General features: G+C 65.1%; 17 protein-coding genes and 1 pseudogene. 12 read left to right on the forward strand and 6 right to left on the reverse strand.

Translation table 11 applies throughout. The annotated features are described in order from the left end of the window. Window positions 1-17: 17 nt before the first annotated feature. Window positions 18-1,646, reverse strand: a complete 1,629-nt coding sequence (locus ABLI39_RS03870) for a DUF2142 domain-containing protein (protein ID WP_349412103.1) — start codon at window positions 1,644-1,646, stop codon at window positions 18-20. A gap of 236 nt (window positions 1,647-1,882) precedes the next feature. On the opposite strand from ABLI39_RS03870, the gene ABLI39_RS03875 reads away from it, so the two are divergent. Next, window positions 1,883-2,356 carry a GtrA family protein gene (locus ABLI39_RS03875; protein ID WP_349412105.1) on the forward strand — a complete coding sequence of 158 codons (474 nt, stop codon included), beginning with the start codon at window positions 1,883-1,885 and terminating at the stop codon, window positions 2,354-2,356. A 184-nt stretch (window positions 2,357-2,540) separates the two neighbouring features. On the opposite strand, the gene ABLI39_RS03880 is transcribed toward ABLI39_RS03875, so the two are convergent. The 4 genes from ABLI39_RS03880 to ABLI39_RS03895 form a co-directional block, all read right to left on the reverse strand. Then, window positions 2,541-4,097, reverse strand: a complete 1,557-nt coding sequence (locus ABLI39_RS03880) for a DUF2142 domain-containing protein (protein ID WP_349412106.1) — start codon at window positions 4,095-4,097, stop codon at window positions 2,541-2,543. Between the two features lie 97 nt (window positions 4,098-4,194). Then, window positions 4,195-5,280 carry a substrate-binding domain-containing protein gene (locus tag ABLI39_RS03885; RefSeq protein WP_349412107.1) on the reverse strand — a complete coding sequence of 362 codons (1,086 nt, stop codon included), beginning with the start codon at window positions 5,278-5,280 and terminating at the stop codon, window positions 4,195-4,197. Beyond that, window positions 5,270-6,949 carry a DUF2142 domain-containing protein gene (locus tag ABLI39_RS03890; RefSeq protein WP_349412108.1) on the reverse strand — a complete coding sequence of 560 codons (1,680 nt, stop codon included), beginning with the start codon at window positions 6,947-6,949 and terminating at the stop codon, window positions 5,270-5,272. The genes ABLI39_RS03885 and ABLI39_RS03890 overlap by 11 nt, the downstream gene beginning before the upstream one ends. A gap of 72 nt (window positions 6,950-7,021) precedes the next feature. Then, window positions 7,022-9,673: a GH25 family lysozyme gene (locus tag ABLI39_RS03895; RefSeq protein WP_349412109.1), complete on the reverse strand. Its 2,652-nt coding sequence runs from the start codon at window positions 9,671-9,673 to the stop codon at window positions 7,022-7,024. 297 nt (window positions 9,674-9,970) lie between these two features. On the opposite strand from ABLI39_RS03895, the gene ABLI39_RS03900 reads away from it, so the two are divergent. From ABLI39_RS03900 to ABLI39_RS03945, 11 genes and pseudogenes are all read left to right on the forward strand, one after another. Further along, on the forward strand, window positions 9,971-11,194 hold the full coding sequence (locus ABLI39_RS03900) for a TadA family conjugal transfer-associated ATPase (protein ID WP_349412110.1): 1,224 nt from the start codon (window positions 9,971-9,973) through the stop codon (window positions 11,192-11,194). Beyond that, window positions 11,194-12,040: pseudogene (locus ABLI39_RS03905) on the forward strand (type II secretion system F family protein). The gene ABLI39_RS03900 and the pseudogene ABLI39_RS03905 overlap by 1 nt, the downstream one beginning before the upstream one ends. After that, complete coding sequence (locus ABLI39_RS03910) at window positions 12,037-12,915, forward strand: type II secretion system F family protein (protein WP_349412111.1); 879 nt, start codon at window positions 12,037-12,039, stop codon at window positions 12,913-12,915. The pseudogene ABLI39_RS03905 and the gene ABLI39_RS03910 overlap by 4 nt, the downstream one beginning before the upstream one ends. Before the next feature lie 15 nt (window positions 12,916-12,930). After that, window positions 12,931-14,313: a recombinase family protein gene (locus ABLI39_RS03915; RefSeq protein ID WP_349412112.1), complete on the forward strand. Its 1,383-nt coding sequence runs from the start codon at window positions 12,931-12,933 to the stop codon at window positions 14,311-14,313. 225 nt (window positions 14,314-14,538) lie between these two features. After that, window positions 14,539-14,748, forward strand: coding sequence for a hypothetical protein (locus ABLI39_RS03920; protein ID WP_349412113.1), 210 nt, complete (start codon window positions 14,539-14,541; stop codon window positions 14,746-14,748). 5 nt (window positions 14,749-14,753) lie between these two features. After that, window positions 14,754-14,957 (forward strand): DUF6011 domain-containing protein, encoded by a 204-nt coding sequence (locus ABLI39_RS17385; protein ID WP_502935183.1) that lies wholly within the window; start codon window positions 14,754-14,756, stop codon window positions 14,955-14,957. After that, window positions 14,954-15,706 (forward strand): hypothetical protein, encoded by a 753-nt coding sequence (locus tag ABLI39_RS03925; RefSeq protein WP_349412114.1) that lies wholly within the window; start codon window positions 14,954-14,956, stop codon window positions 15,704-15,706. The genes ABLI39_RS17385 and ABLI39_RS03925 overlap by 4 nt, the downstream gene beginning before the upstream one ends. Window positions 15,707-16,334: 628 nt before the next feature. Further along, window positions 16,335-16,604: a hypothetical protein gene (locus ABLI39_RS03930; protein WP_349412115.1), complete on the forward strand. Its 270-nt coding sequence runs from the start codon at window positions 16,335-16,337 to the stop codon at window positions 16,602-16,604. Window positions 16,605-16,892: 288 nt separating this feature from the next. Beyond that, window positions 16,893-17,384, forward strand: a complete 492-nt coding sequence (locus ABLI39_RS03935; RefSeq protein ID WP_349412116.1) for a hypothetical protein — start codon at window positions 16,893-16,895, stop codon at window positions 17,382-17,384. A 303-nt stretch (window positions 17,385-17,687) separates the two neighbouring features. Further along, window positions 17,688-19,001 (forward strand): phage major capsid protein, encoded by a 1,314-nt coding sequence (locus ABLI39_RS03940; protein ID WP_349412208.1) that lies wholly within the window; start codon window positions 17,688-17,690, stop codon window positions 18,999-19,001. Window positions 19,002-19,030: 29 nt separating this feature from the next. After that, entirely contained in the window at window positions 19,031-19,321 is a 291-nt protein-coding gene (locus tag ABLI39_RS03945) for a hypothetical protein (RefSeq protein WP_349412117.1), read from the forward strand. Between the two features lie 228 nt (window positions 19,322-19,549). Here ABLI39_RS03945 and ABLI39_RS03950 read toward each other — a convergent pair whose 3' ends face one another. Then, window positions 19,550-20,395: a hypothetical protein gene (locus ABLI39_RS03950; protein WP_349412118.1), complete on the reverse strand. Its 846-nt coding sequence runs from the start codon at window positions 20,393-20,395 to the stop codon at window positions 19,550-19,552. Window positions 20,396-20,450 lie beyond the last annotated feature (55 nt).

Raw genomic sequence — 20,450 nt, forward strand, 5'->3', positions numbered from 1 at the left:
GGGGCGGGGTGCCCCGATCAGGCGTCCTTGGAGGGCGCCCGATGGGGCACCGCCGCGGCGGGCACCGCATCCTTGGTCCGCGGTGTCGTGGTTCCGCCGGGTGCCGTGGTTCCGCCGGAGACGGGAACTGCCGGCTTCTCGTGCTGCGGTGCAGTGACCCAGCGGTGCAGGAGTACCGCGCCCGCAACCAGGACGGCCAGGTAGAGGACGGCCAGGGTGATCCAGCCGAACGGAGGCTGCCACTGCGGTGCGATCAGCATGTCGCGCCAGTTGGAGCTGTCCTGGAGCCCAATGACGTAGCGGCGGAGGCCGTAGATAAAGCTGTAGAAGTGACCAAACACGGCGAGGGAGAGCACGATGACGCTGGCGCGGCGGCCGACGTCGGGCCGTTCGATTGAGAACGACCTCATGGCGACGCCGCAGGCCGTGACCAGGACCACCACGAGGGCCAGAATGTAGCGGCCCTGCCAGATGAGTCCCACGTCCTTTGCCAGCGGGATCTGCAGGAGCGGTGGCAGGAAGATGACCGCAGCCGTGAGGAAGGCCACGGTCAGGCGTCCCGCCCGGTCGGCCACGGATAGGGAGACGGCAATCGCCCCGATGATGAGGGCTGCCCAAACGGCCAGGGTCCCCGGCGGGCCGGGTGTGTCCAGCCAGCCCAGGAAGGACACATAGCCGACCGCGAATTCGAAGGTCCTGTCCAGCATGATGGTCACGATCTGCGTCGGCGTCGCATCGATGCCTTGGCCCATGAGGTTCTGGAGGCTGTTGGCCATCCGGAGCCACAGCAGTGACAGTGCGCAGCCGACGGCGACGACTCCGACCATGATCCAGCCGAACCTCTGTTTCAGCACCGACAGCAGCGGCCGGTAGCCGAAGAGCAGCAGTGAGGCGATGACGGCAAGCCCGAGCCACAGCAGCGACGCGGCCCGCGTATTGGCCAGCACGACGGCGGATACGGCCGCAGCTGCCAGCGGACCCTTCCAGGCGTTGCCCGCGTCGATTCTGTCCCACGTCAGGCAGAGGGCTGCGAAGAGGGACATGGAGGTCGCGATCTCCAGCGAATTCGGATTCACCGCGCCGGAGAGGAAAAAGACCATGGGAGTCAGGGCTAGGGAGCCAACGAACACCGGCAGCCGCCAACGGCGCAGCCCGGCAAGACAGACCAGGGCGAGGGCCACAAAGGCAGCGCTGAGCAGTCCGCTGACGATGCGCATGGCGTAGATAGCCTTGGCTCCCGTCAGAAAGAGGCTCGGAAGGCCCGTGACTTCGTAGTACATGGGGTTGTAGTTGCCCGCGCTGGTGGGCGCCTTCACCATTGTGGTGCCGGATGACAGCGGCGGGCTGCAGCTGGCCGGGATGAGCTGCTTCCAAGCGAAGCACGATGGAAGACCGTCGGTTGACGCAATGAACAGCGGAACCTCAACTTGTGAGCGTTCGCCCTGGGCGGTGCCCGACTCGCCTTGCAGCTGACCCCTGACCACTGAGGCGGCCTTGATGACGTGTGCTTGTTCGTCCGGAACGGAGATGAGCGGGCTGGCCAGGGACCACAGGGTCGTCAGCAGGCCGAGGATTGCAAAGGCTGCGAAGAAACGCAGCAGGCCTGTCGGGATTTTACCGGTTGGCAGCGAAGGCAGTGAAGGCATGGTTCTCTCTGGGGCGGCGTCAGGGGTTCTAGCTCACTCTACAAGCTACGAGACGTCCGGCGGATGCGATCGGCAACTCGATCCACCGCCGGATTTTGCCGTCATGCTGACCGTGCGCGCCGTCGAGATGGACTTTGCAGGGTACTGGTCTAGACTGTCTTGGTGTCACTGAGCCAGGACGGTGCGGACAAATCAACGAGTACGGGCGGTATTTTCACATCATGAGGGATAGTTCCATGAGTCTGGTCCGCCGCATCCAACACTTCGTCCGTAATGGTCACCTCGTAAAATTTCTTGCGGTGGGCGCCGCGTCCTTTGCTATCGACCTGGGTCTGCTCGCTTTGCTCCACGAGGGCGCCGGCGTCGACTTGTGGATCGCTACGCCGATCGCGTTCCTGAGCAGCCTGGTCTTCAACTTCCTGGTCCAGCGAAAATTCACCTTCCAGTCGGATGAGCGGGCCCACGTCAGCTTCCTTAAATACGGCGCGCTGGTGGTGTTCAATGTGGTCGCAACCGACGTGATCGTCAATATGATTGCAGGCACCGGACAGTCCTACGCCATCGGCAAGGTGATTGCGACCGTTGCCACCACCGGCTGGAACTTCCTGTTGTACAAGCACTGGATCTTCAAGTCCGCCCCCGTGGCCGACGAGCATGTTGATGTAACGGCCGTGGGCACCCCCAGCGCCGGTCACCGCGGTGATGAATAAGCGGCGGTGATCCGGGCTTCTCGGCAAGCCCCTCAAGGCGTCTCCCGGAGCGCGCACAAGGCGTCTCCCGGGGCGCGCACACCCCAGCGGCCAAGGTCGGGGCGGACCCTGCTCTGCCTGTGAATCGCCAACAACTCATGAACGGTTGAGCCCCCCAGCGCCAGGCGCTGGGGGGCTCAGTGGTTCAGGCGTGCCGGGAGGGTTTCTCGGGCACGTCCCCAGGCTCGTCCCGGGGTGGGCTGTCCACCGTCGGGCGGCGGATCCGTCCCGCGAAGTTGGGTAACCGGGCGAGGGAGTAACCCGGGAAGAAGTAGGCGTAGGCCGCTGAGGCCCCGAGATAGATCAGAATGGCGTACACCACGGCCAGCAAGATCCAGCCGAACGGCGGCTGCCAATCGGGGCGCGTGAGCATGACCTGCCAGTTCCCGGAATCCTTCAGGCCGACCACAAAACGGCGGAGTACGTACACAAAGGTGTAGATATGCGCGACGGCGGCGGCGGCCACCAGCACCCGTGCGACGCCCCTGAAACTCGGCGCCGGGTCGAAGCGGCGGAATCGCACGGCCATGCCCGCGGAGATCATCGCGATCATGAACAGCGGCAGGTTGTAGCGCCCCTGCCAGATATACCCCACGGAGCCAATCAGGCCGGCCTGCACCACGGCCGGGACTATTGCAAGGGCGCCGGCGGCGATCCAGAACCCCACCGCATTCCGCCGGGGCCGCGCCGTGAACGGAACCAGCAGCGCCAGCATCAGGAGCATGCTCCAGAACTGGATGACGGCCTGCGGGGCCGGGACCTCGAGCCAGCCCATGACGCCGATGTACTGGGGCACGAAATCAAAGGCGCGGTCGATCATGGTGAGGAACGCCTGGTGGGGCCGCACACCGGCAACGAGGTTTGTGATGCCCTCCGGAGCTGCGGCTGTTGAACCCGGCGCAAAGAGCATCAGGACAATCCAGAGAAGCCCGAGTCCCACCCCCACCAGCATGACGCCGGCGGTGATCAGCACCGTGCGGTTGTGGAACAACTTGCCGAGGCTGCGGAATCCGTAGAAAGCGACCGCAACGACAAACGCGATCAAAAGCCACACGAGTGAAACGTTCCGGGTGTTCGCCAGCACCACAACGGAGATACCCACGGTGGCAATCGCCGGCTTCACCTGTCCTAGCCGGCTCGAACTCTCCAAACACACCAGGAGCCCGCAAAACGCCGCCATGGTGGCTGCCACTTCCAGCGAATTCGGATTGATGCCCGAGGACAGAAACAGCACCATTGGGGTGATGGCGACGGCGGCGGCGGCAAGCGGCCATTTGGGGTTCCTGAGCTTCGTCAGGGCGGTCATTCCGGCGGCCAGGAACGCGGTGCACAGGAGCGCGCTGGCGATTCGCATGCCGATAATGGCGGGGGCACCGGTCAGGAAGAGGCTGGGGAGACCGACAAGCCAGTAGTACATGGGATTGTAAAGGCCGGCCGACGTGACGCCGATGGTGAGGTAGTTGTCGTCCATGGGCACGGCCGGGGCGCAGGCTGCCGTGACGTCGCGCTTGAAGGCCGTGCAGGTCTGGGCCGAGAGGTTCGCAATGTAGGAGGGAACCTGAACGTGCACGCCGTGCCCGAAGGACTGGCCCTCCTGTACCGTGAACTGCCCGCGGGCCACGGCGGCCGCCTTGATGGTGTGCGAGGGCTCGTCGGGGTAAGCCATCAGCGGGGTGGCCAGCGACCAGAGGGAGGCGAGCAACCACAGCAGCGCAAAGGTGCGGAAGAACGGCCTGAGGGGATGCCTTTCACGCCCCGGGGCGGGACGCCTGAGCCAACGGTGCGGTCTGGACTCGGTCCTATCGGTGGTCATCATGCTCCGCTTTGATTGTTCCAACTGCTGCTCGGGACCGCTCCAGGGCCGCAACGCTCGGCGAGCCGACCTGGGCGAAATACGTCGAATTGGCCTGGCCGCCCTCGCCGGTGACGTATTCGGCCCATGACCTGACCAAACGTGCGAGGGCAGGATTTTTGTAATCATGGCAAAACGCCTGGTAGCCGACGAATCCCAGGGAATAGCCCGGGGCCCGGCCGGCCTGCAGGGCCAGTTGGACGCCGCCGCCGGGAGCTTCGCTGACGATGCCGTGGTCCACCGCGACTGCCAGTGCGTCGTCGGTGACCTTGATGAACTCGTCCCCGAACTTCAGCGTCGCGGTCGAGAACCGCGTGCCAATCGATGCACGGTCCATAAACGCGATTGCGCCGGCGGTGTTGTCCACCTTGGTGGCCACGTCGGAGTACCTCTCGACCGACTGGCCTGCAGTGGTGTCGGGCCACCGCCGCGTCACCGGGGGATACGCCGCCGCTTCCGGGTCCGATTTGAAGTACTCGCCGACCGCTTGGGTCAGCCCGGACTCCGCTTTGGCCCAGATCGGCACTATGTCCTTGGCCGGCAGATCGGTGCCCGGGTTCAGCTCCTTGATTCGGCGGTCATCCCAGCGGGTGATCCTGCCCTGGAAAATCGCGGCCAACAGGGACTGGTCCAGGCGGACGTTACGCAGCCCGGAAACGTTGTAGGCGACACCTACGGCTGTCACCGATGTGGGTACTGCAAACGCACCCTCGGGCCCGCAGCTTGCCTTGGACAGTTCCCAGTCACCGGCCGTCAGTTGTGAGTCCAGGCTGGCAAAGTGAGCCATGCCTCGAAACAAGGCGTCCCGGCCGCTCGCGTCGCCGTCCGGAGAGAACCGCAGGGAGGTCTGGGGATTATCTTTCGACCAGCCTTGCTGCCACGCGGAAATCGGGGAGAGCTGACTGACGCTGCCGATCGCGGTGAGGGACCCTGTGACTCCGGAGCCGTATTGGGCAGCACTGCATGAGGTGAGTCCCACGGTGCTCAGCAAGGCCAGCAGGACAAGGGCGTGCCTGCGAGGCTTACAGCGCATCCCGTCGTTCTCCTTCGTCTAGAACCGCGACGCCGACAGTTCGGCCCGTCTCAACCTTAGCCGCAGTCGTCGTCGCCCCCTCAGCCCGGGCGACGGCAGGCGCGCGGACCGGCTGCTGAGGTGAGAGCGCCGTCGTGGGCATTCCTGGCCCAGACCCCACCGTCCGGAAGAGCGCTCGATAGATGAGAACGGCGCCGGCGGTAAGCGTGATGAGATAGGCGGCTGACAGTGTCGGCCAGCCGAGGGGCGGCTGCCACGCCGCGTCCCACATCTCGCTCCAGTTGGTGTGCTCGGCGAAGATCCCCACCGTATACCTTCGGAGGGTGTGGATAAACGCGTAGAACTGGGCAGCGACCACGGCGCCCAAGGCCCAGCGGGCAGCGGTCCTGCTGATGACTGAAACAGGGAAAGCACGGTCGCGCAGCGCGACGGCAGAGGCGATGACCAGCAAGGCAAGGAGCGCCAGCAGGTAGCGTCCCTGCCAGATGTAGCCAATTTCCTGGATGACCTGCGCTTGGAGGATCGCGGGGAGGAAGACAATCGAGACCACGATCAGCCCCAGCGCCCAGCGGCTGCGCCGCGACCGGGCCGTGAGTCCGGCGAGGAACACGGCTGCAATGGCGAAATGCCACAACATCTGCACACCCTTTGGAGCCGGCGTGTCCAGCCAGCCCATCAGCCCGATGTATCCCTCGGTATAACTGAAAGTGCGGTCCAGCATGGTGACGAAGGCTTGGTCGGGCGTGACTGCTGACGGGATGCCGCCGAGGCTTTTGAAGCTGTCTGCCACCAGGAGCCATCCGAGTCCGAGCGCACAACCCAGCCCGGCCAGCGCCGTCATGGCCAGGCCCAGCCTGGTCTTCACGGCGGACCAGAGCGGCCGCCATCCAAACATCATGACGGCGACGAGGACAGCGAGCGCGAGCCAGAGCAGGGACAGTGCACGCGTATTGGCCAGTGCGGCGGCGGATAGGCCAACAGCCCAAAGCGGACCCCGGACTTTGGAGAGATTGTGGGTGTTTTCCAGAACGACGGAAAGGCTTAGGAAGAGTGAAGCCGTCGTGGCGATTTCGAGCGAATTCGGATTGATCGAACCGGAGAGGAAGAGCACCATCGGTGTGAGGGCAACCACGCATCCGATGAGGGGCCACTGGGGATTCTTCATCCTCCGCGCTGCTGCGAAAGCCATGGTGAGGAAGACTGCCGAGATGAGCCCGCTGACTATCCGCATGGCATATAGCGCGGGTGCGCCGGACAGAATCCGTGACGGGGCCCCGACGGCGAGATAGTAGACCGGGTTGTAGTTGCCCGCCGAGGTCAGCGCCGGTGTCGGTGTCCGGTGGTCGGCGTTGACCTCCGGCGCACAATCGGCTGTCTTTCCCGGGTTGAAGCCGTAGCAGACCTGCAGCCCTAATTCGGCGAAGTACTGTGGCACCTGCACGAGGGCTGGATCCCCTTGCTTGCCGCTGGGTTGTCCCTGCAACTGTCCGCGAACCACCGCTGCGGCCTTGATGGCATGGGCGGGTTCATCGGGAACAGCCATGATTGGGGACGCCAGTGACCACAGGGTGGTGAGCGCGGCCAGGACAAGGAAGATTGAGACCACTGGCATCAGCGATGCCCGGGCCGGAATCAGACGGGGCAACCGGCCCGGAATCGTTGAGTGCATGATGATCCAAGCTATCACTTTCGGCGTCCGCGCCCGGACATGTCCGGCCGCGGGTTGACCGCAGTCGGGGCGTTACAAGCTGCCAGCAAAAGCCCTTCCCAGGTACCCCTGGCTGGGTTTCATTCCTGTGCCGGAGTAGCTCCAGAGTGAACCGTCGGGACGGCGCGCCACCAGGTCCGGAGCCGGATCGCCGTCGAGGTTCCAGCCGGCCACAACACGGTCGAAAATGTTCCAGCCGGTCCCGATCCGGCGGGACGGCGATAGCTTGCCTGTTCCGTCTCCGGCGTAGAACCACAGGGTCCCGTCGGGACGCCGGGCCAGGATGTCGTTATTGCCGTCGCTGTTGAAGTCGCCGACGCCGAAGAGTGCGTCGAAAACGTCCCAGCCGAACGCGCCTATCTTTACGCCGGGCAGGTAGCCGCCGCTACTGGCATTGACGACGCCCGTGCCGCGGTAGAGCCACAGTGAGCCGTCCTTGCCGCGGGCCAGAAGGTCGTTCTTACCGTCGCGGTCAAGGTCACCGGTCCCCATGATGATATTGAAGGCGTCCCAGCCGAACATGCCAATCTGGACTGCCGGAAGGTAACCGTTGCTGCCGGCATCCACACGGCCTGTCCCTGCGTAGAGCCACAGGCTGCCGTCGGGCTTGCGGGCCACAAGGTCGTTCTTGCCGTCGCCGTTGAAGTCGCCAACGGCCACGAGGGCATCGAAACCGTCCCAGCCGAAGTTGCCGATCTTACGGGCAGCGCCGTAGGCTCCCGTGCCCGTTCCGGGGTAGAACCAGAGGCTGCCGTCCCGCATGCGGGCGAGCAGGTCGGCCTTGCCGTCGCCGTTGAAGTCTTTGGTCCCCACGAGCATATCGAAGGCGTCCCAGCCGAAGTTTCCGATCTTCTGGGGGCTTTGATACCCCTGGTCCCGCATGGCGGTTCCGGCGTAGAAGTAGATGGAACCGTCGGGCTGGGTGCCAACGAAGTCGGCGAGGCCGTCGCCGTTGCCGTCGCCGGTGCCCACAATTTGATCGTAAATTCCCCAGCCGGTGCCGATCTGCTGAGGATTGATGAGGGTGGTATTCCCGGAGTTCGCGTAGAACCAGAGGGTACCGTCCGGTTTGCGCCCCACGAGGTCGCTGGTGCCGTTTCCGTCGAAGTCCTGAATGGCAGTCAGCTGGTCGAAGACCTCCCAGCCGAAGTCGATTTTCCGGCCGCTGCCGGTCTGTCCGTTGCCTTGGCCGGAGTAGAGGTACAGGCTCCCGTCGGCCGTCCGGGTGAGGAGGTCAGCCTTGCCGTCGCCATCGAAATCGCGGACGCCGAGGATGCTGGTGAAGGCATCCCAGCCAAAGTTCCCGATCTTGACGGCGCCACGGTAGCCCTCGCTCGATGCGGAAACGACTCCGGTGCCGGCGTAGAACCACAGGGAGCCGTCCAGCTTGCGGGCCACGATGTCGTTCCGGCCGTCGCCGTTGTAGTCGCCGACTCCCACCAGGCTGTCGTAAATCTCCCACCCGGTGCCGATTCTCCGGCTAACCGGGTAGCCCCCGGAACCGTCTCCGGAATGAAGCCAGAGCTCGCCGTTCGCCCTGCGCTGGATAAGGTCCGAGATTCCGTCGCCGTCGAAATCTCCGGGCGAAAAGACTTTCCGGGTGGGGTCGGTGCGCGGCGTTCCGGTGGCGAAACGCTGCAGGCCCGCGTAATCCCCGGCCCAGACGTTCTGGTCCCCGGCGAACTTTCCGGAGTCGGCGTACTGCCAGATGCTGTAGGTGGACCAGCTTGCCGGGATGGGTCCGGCATTGTCCGAGGGTGCGCTGGGGTAGGAAGCCAGCCACAGCGGGTTGTCGCCGAAGCCCAGGGGGTTTCCGACGCAGTCCTTCCACCAGTAGTTACCGGTGTAGATAACGGGCAGCCGGCCGGTCAGCGAGAGCATCGTGTTGCTGAAGTCCCTGGCCCAGGCGGTGAGCGCATCCGGAGACATGTCATAACAGATGTTGCCCTGATAGAAGCCGTTGATGGTCCGGCCTGCGTACGGGTTGCCCTCGAAATCCAGCACCGGCGGCATCGTGTAACCGTCCCCGGACCATCCACCGCCGCTCTGCACAAAGATTCGCGCCTGGTCGGCACCGGAAGACGCCGCAGGGTTGGCGTAGTGGTACGCGCCGCGGATGAGGCCTGCGGCCTGCGCCCCGGAGTATTGAGAGGCGAAGACGGGATTGGTGTAGTAGTTGCCTTCGGTCGCTTTGATGTAGGCGAACCGTGCTCCCAGGTTCCATTGCTGCCCCCAGTCGACGGAGGGCTGGTGTTCGCTGACGTCCAAGCCCGGGACGCCGAACGTTGGCTGCCATGTTCCCTGTGTTGTCAAGGTCCTGGCTGCGGTTCCCGTTGTGGCAGCGAGGCCCTGACCCATTTCCGCTCCGCCTCCGGCGGTTGCCTGGGCCATGGCCGTGCGGTAGTCCGGTGCGGCAGGGGTCGAGGTTGGCGCGGCGGTAGCCGGCGCCGCAGTGCCCTGGGGCGCAGCGGTGGTGGGCGCCGGTGCCGGTGTCGCGGTCTGCGTGGGCGTCGGTGCGGGCGGGGCGGCTGGCGTAGCTGTCACGGCGGCCGTTGGGGCCGGGGAAGGCTCGAGCGCCACAACCGGCGCCGGCACGGCAAATCCCGTCAGTACGGCGGCTGCCAGCAGCACGGCGCCGGCTTGCCGCACGTGATGGGGCTTGTAGTTGGCTTGGGTCCGCTTCATTTCCACTCCGGAACAGCGACGCACTCTGCAGCAGCGTCATAGGGGTCTCAGGTCACGGTCGGACTGCTGGTTGCCTGCCCGGCTGAGAGAACGTCTGACTTATCGCGCCCACCGTAGCACCGGCGCAAGAGTGAAACTAGAGTTTCGGATGTTACGGATGTGAACATTGTTATAACGGATTTTCCGGCTTTTCCACATGTGGCGCCACATACCCTTGTCGGGCGCGCCGGACGCGCTTAGTTTTAACCCCAGTTGCACTGCCCCAGGGGGAGGGGTAGCGGTCATGTTGGGGGCACCGTGGAAGCTGTGCGCATCGTCGAGGACGAGGTCCGCGAACTGATCCGCCGCCGCGGCCTGGATCCCCTTCGGCAGGCCGGCGAAGTCCGGCGCCTGGTGGAGGAGGCGATCAGCGACTACGACGAACGGGCCCTGCTGGCGCCGCTGCCTCCCATCGGATCCCTCGAAACGGCCCGCCGGTTTGTCTTCGACGCCGTCGCTGGCTTCGGACCGCTGCAGCCGCTGCTGGACGACCCCGCGATCGAGGAGGTCTGGCTAAACGCGCCCGACGAGATTTTTGTCGCCCGCAACGGTGAGTCGGAACTGACGTCCATCGCCCTGACCGAGCAGCAAGTCCGCGACCTCGTGGAGCGGATGCTCAAGAGCTCGGGCCGCCGGCTGGACATGTCCTCCCCGTTCGTCGACGCGGCGCTGCCCGACGGATCCCGCCTGCACGTTGTGATCCCCGACGTCACCCGGCGGCACTGGGCCATCAACATCCGTAAGTTCGTGGTCAAGGCCAGCCGGCTCGAGCACCTCGTGGAACTGGGGACGCTCACCCCGCAGTCGGCCCGGTTCCTCGGCGCTGCGGTGGCCAGCGGGCTGAACATCCTCGTTTCCGGGGCGACCCAGGCAGGCAAGACCACCATGCTGAACTGCCTCGCCGCCAGCATCGGCACCCGCGAGCGGGTGGTCACGGTGGAGGAGATCTTCGAACTGCAGTTCCCGCTCCGCGACGTCGTCGGGTTGCAGTGCCGGCAGCCGAACCTCGAGGGGGAGGGTGAAATCCCGTTGCGCCGCCTCGTGAAGGAGGCCCTGCGGATGCGGCCGGACCGGCTGGTCGTCGGCGAAGTGCGGGAGGCCGAGAGCCTGGACATGCTGATCGCCCTGAATTCCGGAATGCCGGGGATGTGCACGGTGCATGCGAACTCGGCCCACGACGCCGTCACGAAGATCTGCACCCTACCGTTGCTCGCGGGCGAGAACATTTCCAGTGCCTTCGTGGTTCCCACGGTGGCCTCCTGCATCGACCTGGTGGTCCACTGCAGCCGCCTGCCGAACGGGCGGCGGCAGGTCACGGAGATTCTCTCGCTGGGCCGCCGGGTGGAAAACGGCATCATCGAATCGTCCATGGTCTTCGACCTCTCCGACGGCCGGCTGCGGCCCCGTGCCAGCTCGATGCCGGCGGCGGAGAAATTTGCCCGCTCCGGGTACGACGTCGCGGCGCTGCTGGAGCCGCGCTGATGGCGCCGCTGCTGGGGGTGCTCGGGGGTGCCGGGCTGCTGCTGATCTGGTGGTCCGCCTGGGAACAGCCGCGGCCGGTCCGACGCAGGGAAAGAACCAGTCGGCTGGAGGACCTGCTGCAGGCGGCCGGCATTGAAAAAGTCAGCCGGCTAGGCCTGCTGGCGACATGCCTCGGCGTGGGTGCCTTCGTCACCTGCGTGTTCTTCGCGGCCACCCGGTCCTGGCCGATCTCCTGCTGCTTCGGCCTGTTCGGCGGCTGGCTGCCGCTGGGCCTCGTCAAGTGGCGGGCCCGAAAACGCTCGGCCGTGCTTGTGGCCCGACGTCGTCGACCACCTCCGCTCGGCGATCCGGGCGGGCCTGTCGCTGCCGGAGGCGCTGATCCAGCTGGGGGAGAAGGGGCCATCCGAGCTGCGCCCGCTGTTCCGCGACTTTGGCGCCGACTACCGCTCCTCCGGCCAGTTCGACCCGGCCCTGAGCCGGCTGAGGGAACGGCTGGCGGATCCGGTGGCCGACCGCATCGTCGAGGCGCTCCGGCTGACCCGGGAGGTGGGCGGATCAGACCTCGGCCGATTGCTGGGCACCCTCGCGGAGTTCCTGCGCGAGAACGCGCGCACCCGGAGCGAACTGGAGGCCCGGCAGTCGTGGACTGTCAACGCCGCACGGCTCGCCGTCGCCGCGCCGTGGATCGTCCTGGTGCTCCTGGCCAGCCGGCCCGAAGCGGTGGCAGCCTACAACTCGCCCGTTGGGGCCGCGGTGTTGCTCGGCGGACTCCTGGTGTCCGTGGTTTCCTATGCCGTTATGCTCCGGATCGGCGCCCTGCCGCAGGACGAACGGGTCCTTCGGTGAGCGGCCTGATGGCGGGCGCGGTGGCCTGCGGCGTCGTCCTGGGCGGCGGACTCTGGCTGTTTCTGGTGCGGCTGCCGTTCCTGCGGCCCGTCAGCTTCGCTGAGCGCATCGGACCGCAGCTCAGGTCCCACAACGTGGAATCGCGGCTGCTGCGTCCGGCACCGGGCAATGTGACGCCTTTCGGCCCGCTGGAAAGGATCCTCCGCCCGGTCATCCGTGACGGGATCCGTGCCCTAAGCAGGCTGAACCCTGGCTCGTCGGCGCTGAACCGCAGGCTTGCCCGGGCCGGAAGCAGCAAGTCCTCAGTTGATTTCCGCGCGGAGCAGCTGCTCTGGGCGGCCGGCGGATTTGTGGCGGCCGCGGCGATGGTGCTGCTGGTCGGAGCGGCCGGCCGCTTCAACCCCCTGTTCGCGGTGCTGATTGTCGTCGGTACCGGCCTCGCCGGGTTCCTGCTCCGCGACTACGTCCTGGGCGGCCAGGTCAGGAAGCGCGAAGCCCGCATGATGGCGGAGTTCCCCAGCGTGGCCGAGCTGATGGCCCTGGCCGTCAGCGCGGGGGAGAGCGCCACAGGCGCCCTGGACCGGGTCTGCCGCAGAACGCAGGGGGAGCTGTCGAAGGAGTTTTCCCGCGTACTCGCCGATACCAGGGCCGGCAAGCCGCTGGCGGAGGCCCTGCAGGAGTTCTCGTCCCGCACCGAGCTGGGGCCGCTGGTCCGCTTTGTTGACGGGCTGATCGTGGCAGTCGAACGCGGGACACCGCTGGCGGACGTCCTCCGCGCCCAGGCCCAGGACGTGCGGGACACGGCCAAGCGCGAGCTGATGGAGTCCGCCGGCCGTAAGGAAATCGGCATGATGGTGCCACTCGTTAGCTGCTAGTAGTACTCTCTGAGCATGGGCAACTCAGCTGTTTACGTTCGCCAGTCCGAGGACAAGTCCGGCCATGAGGCAGCGGTGCAACGGCAGGAATCGGATTGCCGCTTGCTGGCCCAAGCCAAGGGCTGGGATGCCCCGACGCTCTATGCCGACAATTCCATTTCCGCCACCAGCGGCAAGCCGCGCCCGGCGTTCGAGAAGTTACTACGCGACATTGAGAGCGGTGCAATCGATTCCCTGGTCGTCTGGCATCTCGACCGGCTTACGCGGTCGATGAAAGACCTATCCCGGATCATCGAGGCCGGGCAAAAACACCGCGTGAACATTTCTTGTGTCCACGGCGTCTCACTCGACCTCGGCGACCCTACGGGTGTGGCTGTGGCTCAAATCCTGACCGCCATTGCCGGGATGGAAACCAGCCACAAAGGCAACCGCCAGAAGGCGGCGAACCGTCAACGTGCCGACGCTGGAGAAGCGTTCTGGTCGCGCCGTCCATTTGGGTACGACCGCAAGGACGGCCATGTGTTCACCGTTCCGGAGGAAGCCGCTGCGATCCGGGAAGCCGCCGAGATGGTCTTGTCCGGCTCAACACTTTCGAGCGTTGTGCGCCAATGGAACGCGGCCGGGCTAACCACCACCACGAAGGAGAAAGGCCGTTGGGGGGTCACGCAACTACGGCGGCTCCTCATCAATCCCCGATATGCTGGGCGACGAATTTACAACGGCGACGACAAAGGCGCCGGTAAATGGGATGCAATCTTGGATGAGGAAACGTCCCGGCGGCTAGAGGAAATGCTCACGGACCCGCGACGCCGCACCGCGCCCGACGACTTGAACTCGAAGTATCTGCTTTCGGGCATTGTTGTTTGCGGCAAATGCGGCTCCAAGATGTTTGCGGCACCAGTGGCCGCACCTGGCGGTGGCAAACGCATGGTCTATCGGTGCTTCGGCGGGTACTGCATGCAACGGAGCCTGGGCGACATAGACGAGCTGGTTACGGGCGTCATCATCGGCGTTTTGTCACGCCCGGACGCTGCGCGGTTGTTCGCAACCGGCGACACCACCGCCGAGCTGCGGCGCAAGGCCACGGACCTACGCGACCGGCGCGACGCGCTCGCGTCCCTGCTGGCCGATGGGCTGCTGTCTGCCGCCGCCGTCCGGGAACAATCGGGCAAACTGGGGAGGGCCCTCGCCGACGTTGAGGCCGCGATCGCGTCATCCACGGGCCTGAATCCAGCGGCCGCCGTTGTGGGCGCTGACGACGTTGGCAAGGCGTGGGACGGGCTGCCACTGGGGACCCAGCGGCAGATCATTCGGGCGCTGATGACGGTTACGGTTATGCCAGCAGGGAAAGGCGTCCGGTTCGATCCAGAGCAAATTCAGATCGAATGGAAACAGTGACACCTACGTGCCATTTACCCGATCTAATTGGCGCGTAGGTGTCAAATGCTCTGGGCAAAGAGATTTTATTGCTAGTGTCTTTTCGCGCATATGCTTGTAGCACAAGGTGAGATAGCCAGCCGAGTTCCGATTGATAGACGAGTTCCGTGCCGCCACATTCCGCGTTGAAGTGGACAAGCTTGCTCCCTATGTAGACAAATTCACTTGTTTGCCAAGGGGTTTTACATGTCTGTTGACGATAAAAAAGTCCGTGTGGCCCGTTCCCGTCTGGGAACGGTAACGAGGTTCGGCACACCCGACGAAGCGGTGGACGCACGCCGTGTCCTTGCGGAGGCCAAGATCGCACGGTACGTCCGCGAGGTTCTAGCCACCGCACCTGAGCTCTCGGAAGATCAGCTCGACCGTCTCTCCGCGCTCCTGCATCCGGCGGACTAGCCATCATGGAAGCGAAACCGGTCAACCCAGGGCCGCCGAACATTCCGGCCGCCGCCGTAATCGCGGAGTTACAGCGATACGCGGCCTTCGTCGGACTCGTCCTCACCGCCCGCTGTGTCAACTGCGGCCGTCCTCTCTTCGCCGCTGCATCCGTCCATGACCGCATCGGCCCGACCTGCCGTGCTGCACGAAAGCAGGTGCGGACATGACGTGGCCCCGCATTTCCGACGACTACTCCGACGATTGCTGGAAGCTTTCCGACGCTGCGTTCCGCCTCCACACGGAGGCGCTGGTTTGGAACGCCCGGAAGCTACTCGATTGCAGCATTCCCAAATCGGACCTTCCCAGGTTCGCCAAACACCCGGAGGCGGTGGGCGAACTGGTCAAGATTGGATTCTGGTCTGACTTCGGCGATCACTACGTCATCCTCCATCACGCCAGGTATCAACGAACGAGCGCGGAGGCAATGGCGATCCAACAACGGAATCGGGAAAATGGCGCGAAGCCGAAGCGCGGACGGAATCCGAACACGCGGGAACGCTGGAATCCAACCGGCGGCACGGAAACACAGCTGGAAACCCAGGCGGGAACCCAGATGGGAACCCAGATGGGAAGCCAGATGGAAACCCAAGGGCTTTCTGCCCCAAAAAAGCTCCAATCGGCCGATGACGGCAAAAAGCCCGGAAACCCGGCATTCGGAATCCCAACTGGGAACCCACCTGGGAACCCAGAGGGTCTGGTCCATAGAGGAGAAGGATCTGTTCCCCCAGAACTGCGAACGGGGATAGACACCCTCGACCCGGACATGTGGCCCACCGATGACGTTGGCATCCAGTATCGGGAAAAGTGCGAGGAGTCGAATGCGATGACGGTTGAGGCGTTAGTCGCAGTGTCGAAGATGACGCCGGATCGTGCGCGGCGCGTGCTGGTGGCCGCATACCCGGGGAGGCGGTTCTAGTGGCTCCGGGCTGGGAGGAGTTGCCGTTGCCGTGTTCGGTCCCGGATTGTCCAGGGTTCACGAACGCCGCTGGCGTCTATTGCGAACGGTGTGACACGGGGGGCATCGCGGGCTGGTCACGGACGCGGGACGATGCCTGGCTGGCATACGTCGATTGCTACGGTATCCGGCTTATCCCGTTGCCGCAGGGCATGAACTACGACGGCGCACGCGGATTGTTCGCGGGGGCGAAAGCCATTGCGGACGGGGGATCAACATGAAGAACCGACGGCCGTCCCTTGCGTCGCGGGCCGCTCACTCCTTGACACGGGCACCCGAGCGGCGTTGCCCTTGGCTGACCTCGCCGTCAACGGCGCACCGCTCGGCAAATGCAAGGCAGCAACGATGAATCCGAAATCGATGCAGAACGGGCGTCTGACGGCACAAGAAACCCCGAACGGGGTCGGCCCGGCACTGACAGACCAGCCCGGGACAAAGCGGGCCGCAGAACGCGACGGGACATCCGGAGCGTTCCGTACCCGCCGGGCGCACCGGGCACGCACCCACCGATGGTCCCCGGCCGAGGACATCGACCACGGCGACCGCTAGAGAACCAAACCGCAACACCAACGAAAGGAGCGCAGGACAAATGAAGACCAAGCATGTGATCGAGGACCTAATCGAGTTGACCCGTATGGCGGGCGGCCCGGTAGCCGACCCGATCATGTTCGAGGCACGTTTGCCCCAGAGCTTGCCCGAGGCCCAGGCGTACGTCACCGTCGCCTGCGCCATCATTCAGTTCCTCACATCCGGGCCGAACCAAGACGCTGTTCTCCGCGCGATCGTGGAACAGGCAAACGGGATCACCACGACCATCCCCGACGCCCCGCCCGACGACGGGCAGTTCCCGGAACGCTAAGGCACACATCGGCACGGCCACCGGTTTTTTAAGGTGGCACCCGGGCCTAATGACCGCGCCCTCTACGGAAATTTCCGTCCGGGGGAATCAGGAGCAAACTACGCGTTTGGAGGTTACGCGATGGCACCTATAGAGCCGGACAAGCCGGTGATCATCGTACGGACGCACGGGCCGTCCGGTTATCGGCAGGGTTGCCGGTGTGCGGTGTGTGTGGACGGCGAACGGGCGCGGCACGGGCGGGGCGCCCCGCCGTCGCCGGTCCCGGAGCCGGGATCGAAGAAGGGACCGGTGGGGACGATGCTGCGGCAGACCCGGAAGCTGATCCGGTCCATGGATCTGCCTGGCACCCCGGCGGTAGAACTGCTCAAGTCCCAGGCGGTTGAGGGGGCGCGGGCGTTGGACGCGGCGCTCGCTGCCGGGCGGCCGCTGTCTGCGGCCCTCCGGATGCATGGGGAGGCGGTGAAGGCGTTGAAGGCTTCGGAGGTGCCGCCACCGCCGCCGGAGCCGGAAGACCCGGTCGGGCCGGTCGCGGACGCGGACGACATGGACCTCTGGTTGGCGGCGATCCACGGGCCGTCTGTGACGTGCCAGCCGGGCTTCCCGGCGGTCCGGCCGGGGAGGTGTGACCGGTGCGACGCGGCGCCGATGGCGCGGGCCATGTACGGGCGCCGCCACCCGGAGCGGCCGGGGCACGAGTTTGGTATGAGCCGGGAGGAATGCGCTTGCGCGCGGTGTGCCGCCGAGTTGGCAATCGTGCGGGAGTCGATGGGCAAGATCTGAAACCGGTTCATTGCTTAGGTGTTTCCGCCGACGTACGTTTGAGCGAGCGAGCACCACAGACCGCGAAGGGCCGGGCGAAACCCACCTGACGCGAAGGAGTGGGCGAGCGTGAGCGGCCGGGCGAAACCCACCGCCGAATGCAGTAGGGACGGGGAAACCTCCGCCGCCGGGCCGTGAAGAGCACCCGGCAATATAGCGTCACTGGGCGCGGCGTCGAGGCGTGTACCGACCAGCACCCCAATCAGATTCCGCACGGGCGGTTTAGGCGCCGTGCGGCTATTCCAAAGAGAGGCCGTGGACATCATGGCAAGCGAGATGAAGAAGATGCTCTGGGAGGAGCTGGACAACAACCGGGCGGCGTATTCGCGAATCCTGGACCGGGCCGAGGCCGAGAAGCGGGAACACCTCACGGACGAGGAGACGCGGGAGCTCGACGAATTGCGGGACGTGGCGAAGGTCATCGAGGCGCAGATGCGGAAGGCCGACAAGTTCGAGGAGGAGTCGGCGGCGGCGGAGGCGGCGATGGGCCGGCTTCATCGCGGCGCCGGGGCCGATGCCCGTGGCGGCGACTTCGTGTATGAGGCGACGGGGGAGCGGGCGGCGCTCCGTGCGGGTGAGTCGTTCCGGTCCCACCCGATGGTTTCCGGGCACCGGGAGCCGAATGAGGACCACGCGGTCAGCCAGTACGGGAATCTGGGAAACATGGTCCGGGCGCTGACGACCTCGGGTGGCGCGGCCGTCGTGCCGACCATCTGGTCCGCGCAGCTGATCGATCTGGCCCGGAACAAGTCGGCGGTCATGCAGGCCGGGGCCTCCGTCATTCCGATGGACGCGGGCGTGGTGAAGATCGGGCGCCTGGCAGGCGATCCTACGGCGGCGTTCCGCGCCGAAGGTTCCGCGATCACCCCGTCCGATCCGACGTTCGACAACGTGACGCTGACGGCGACAACCCAAAGCGTCCTGGTCATTGGATCGATGGAATGGTTCCAGGACGCGAACAACGCTGATCAGATCGTGAAGGACGCGATCAGCAAGGCAATGGCCCAGCGGCTCGACCTCGCGGCCCTGTACGGCGGCATCACTACCGGCGCCGGTTCAATCAACCTGCCCACCCCGCCGAACCCGCGCGGCGTCCTTGCGGCGCTGAACGCGGTCCTGCCCGCCAACGTGCTAGGCGCCGCCGCGAACGGCACCACGCAAACGGCGGCCACCTACTTCGGGGAAGTCCTGGACACCATCTACAAGGTTCGGTACGGCAATGAGGAACCTACCGGGCTGATCTGGAACGCGAAGCTGAGCCGCCAGTACGCGGGCGCGAACGACACCACGGGGCAGCCGTTGCGGCTCCCGGCCGACGTTGAGGCGTTGCCTCGTTTGATGAGCAACCAGGTTCCGTCCTACACCCAGGGCACGATGACCGGCCGGGCCACGGATCTTTTCGCGGGCGACTGGTCCCAGCTCCTGATTGGCCAGCGGCTTCCGATCACCATTCAGGTGTTGACCGAGAAGTACGCGGACACGGGCCAGATCGGCATCGTCGCGCACTGGCGCGGCGACGTTCAGCCGGCCCGTCCGGCGGCGTTCGCGGTCTACCGCGCGATCCAGGGGGCCGTGTGATGAGCCGGGGGAGCGAGGAACTAGAGGGCATGGGAATGGACCGGGACGAGGCCGAGTCGGTCGCGGTCCGCGAGTACGGGTCGGGTCTGACGACGGGCGGCGGCGCCGACCGCATCTCTGCCGGGTTCCTCCACACGGTCCACCCGGACACCGGAAACGACGTTGTCTTCGTGCCGGGCGAGGCCCTGCCGGATTGGGCCGTCGCGGTGCAGACCGAGCAGGTTGCCGCGCGCATGCGCCCACGCGCGGCAACCGAACAGCAAGAGGCCGCCAAGGGGCGGAAGTCCATCAAGTCCGCCGAAGCCGGGGCGCCCTCGTAAGAGGCATGGCGTAAACGTCACCGCCTCCCGGCTTTTCCCTGACGGACGGCGGATCGATGGTAGCGACGCTTTTCCACTTCTTTCTCGCCGCCACCAGCGCCACGAAAGGAAGTCCCACACCGCTCGTTTGAAGTGGCGTGGGACTTCCTCCGTCCGGAGCTAACTAAGGTCAAGCCCACCGACGCGGCTATGCAGCGCGACTCAATTACCCGCTCGGGGTCGGAACGATCAGGAGGGCTGGCCAGTTTGGGCAAGCGCATCAAGCCGTTCGTAGACTCGCATTTGAGAGGGCACCGCGACATCTTCGGTCCATGCGTGCTCGGGCTCATCTCTCACCAACAGCCGCGAGCCGTCCCGCGCAAAAAACCGGAGATCGCCATTAAACACGTAGGTGTCCTGAACATTCATGCCGAGGTCTCGAACCCAGAAACTGAAGTTAAACAGCCACGATCGAACGTCGTTTATCTCTTCCTCTGTCGCGAGCTCCGCCTGCGGCGACCAGCGCCGTTCCCAAATGAACTTTTCAGTCTCGTGGGGTGCCACAATAATCTCTCGTCCTTGGGGGTGGTTCTCAAGCTCCCCGGAGGCAAGATCAATGATACTCAGCCGAGCGATTTGATCCGAGACATTCCTGAAACTAATTGCTAGTCTCTGCCGGAAGTGAATTTCCCGTTGTTCCTCCTCGCTATAGCTTTCGCTTAGGGTGGCATACGCATAGGCGCCCGAGGGCATCAATTTGTAAACGGTCAGGGGAGACATCCGACTCAGCTTGGCGGTCGCTAAAATGACGGGAGCGAGCCGGTCCAATTTAGCCTCGGCGAAGTTCCTGTAAGCTTCGTCCGCTTCTTGTCGTTGCCTTGCAGCCACACTCTGGGCAAGCAGAGCTTCACCATGTGCGAGGTCCAGGGAAGTTCTGCCAATGGCCACTTGCTCGTCCGAAGCCTCAGCTTGCTTCTTGGTCCACTTTGCGGCTTGGCCTGCAAAGTATCCGGCGGTGATCGCTGCTAGAAGAGTCAGAACCGACGTAACCGCCACTATCCAGTTGGGAACTCCCTGCCACCAAATGTCTGTCATTTTTTGACCGTACTTTATGCGTATACCAGTGCCCGTGCGGGACACGCGGGGCCAT

The organism is Pseudarthrobacter sp. B907 (assembly GCF_040137805.1).
Lineage (GTDB): Bacteria > Actinomycetota > Actinomycetes > Actinomycetales > Micrococcaceae > Arthrobacter.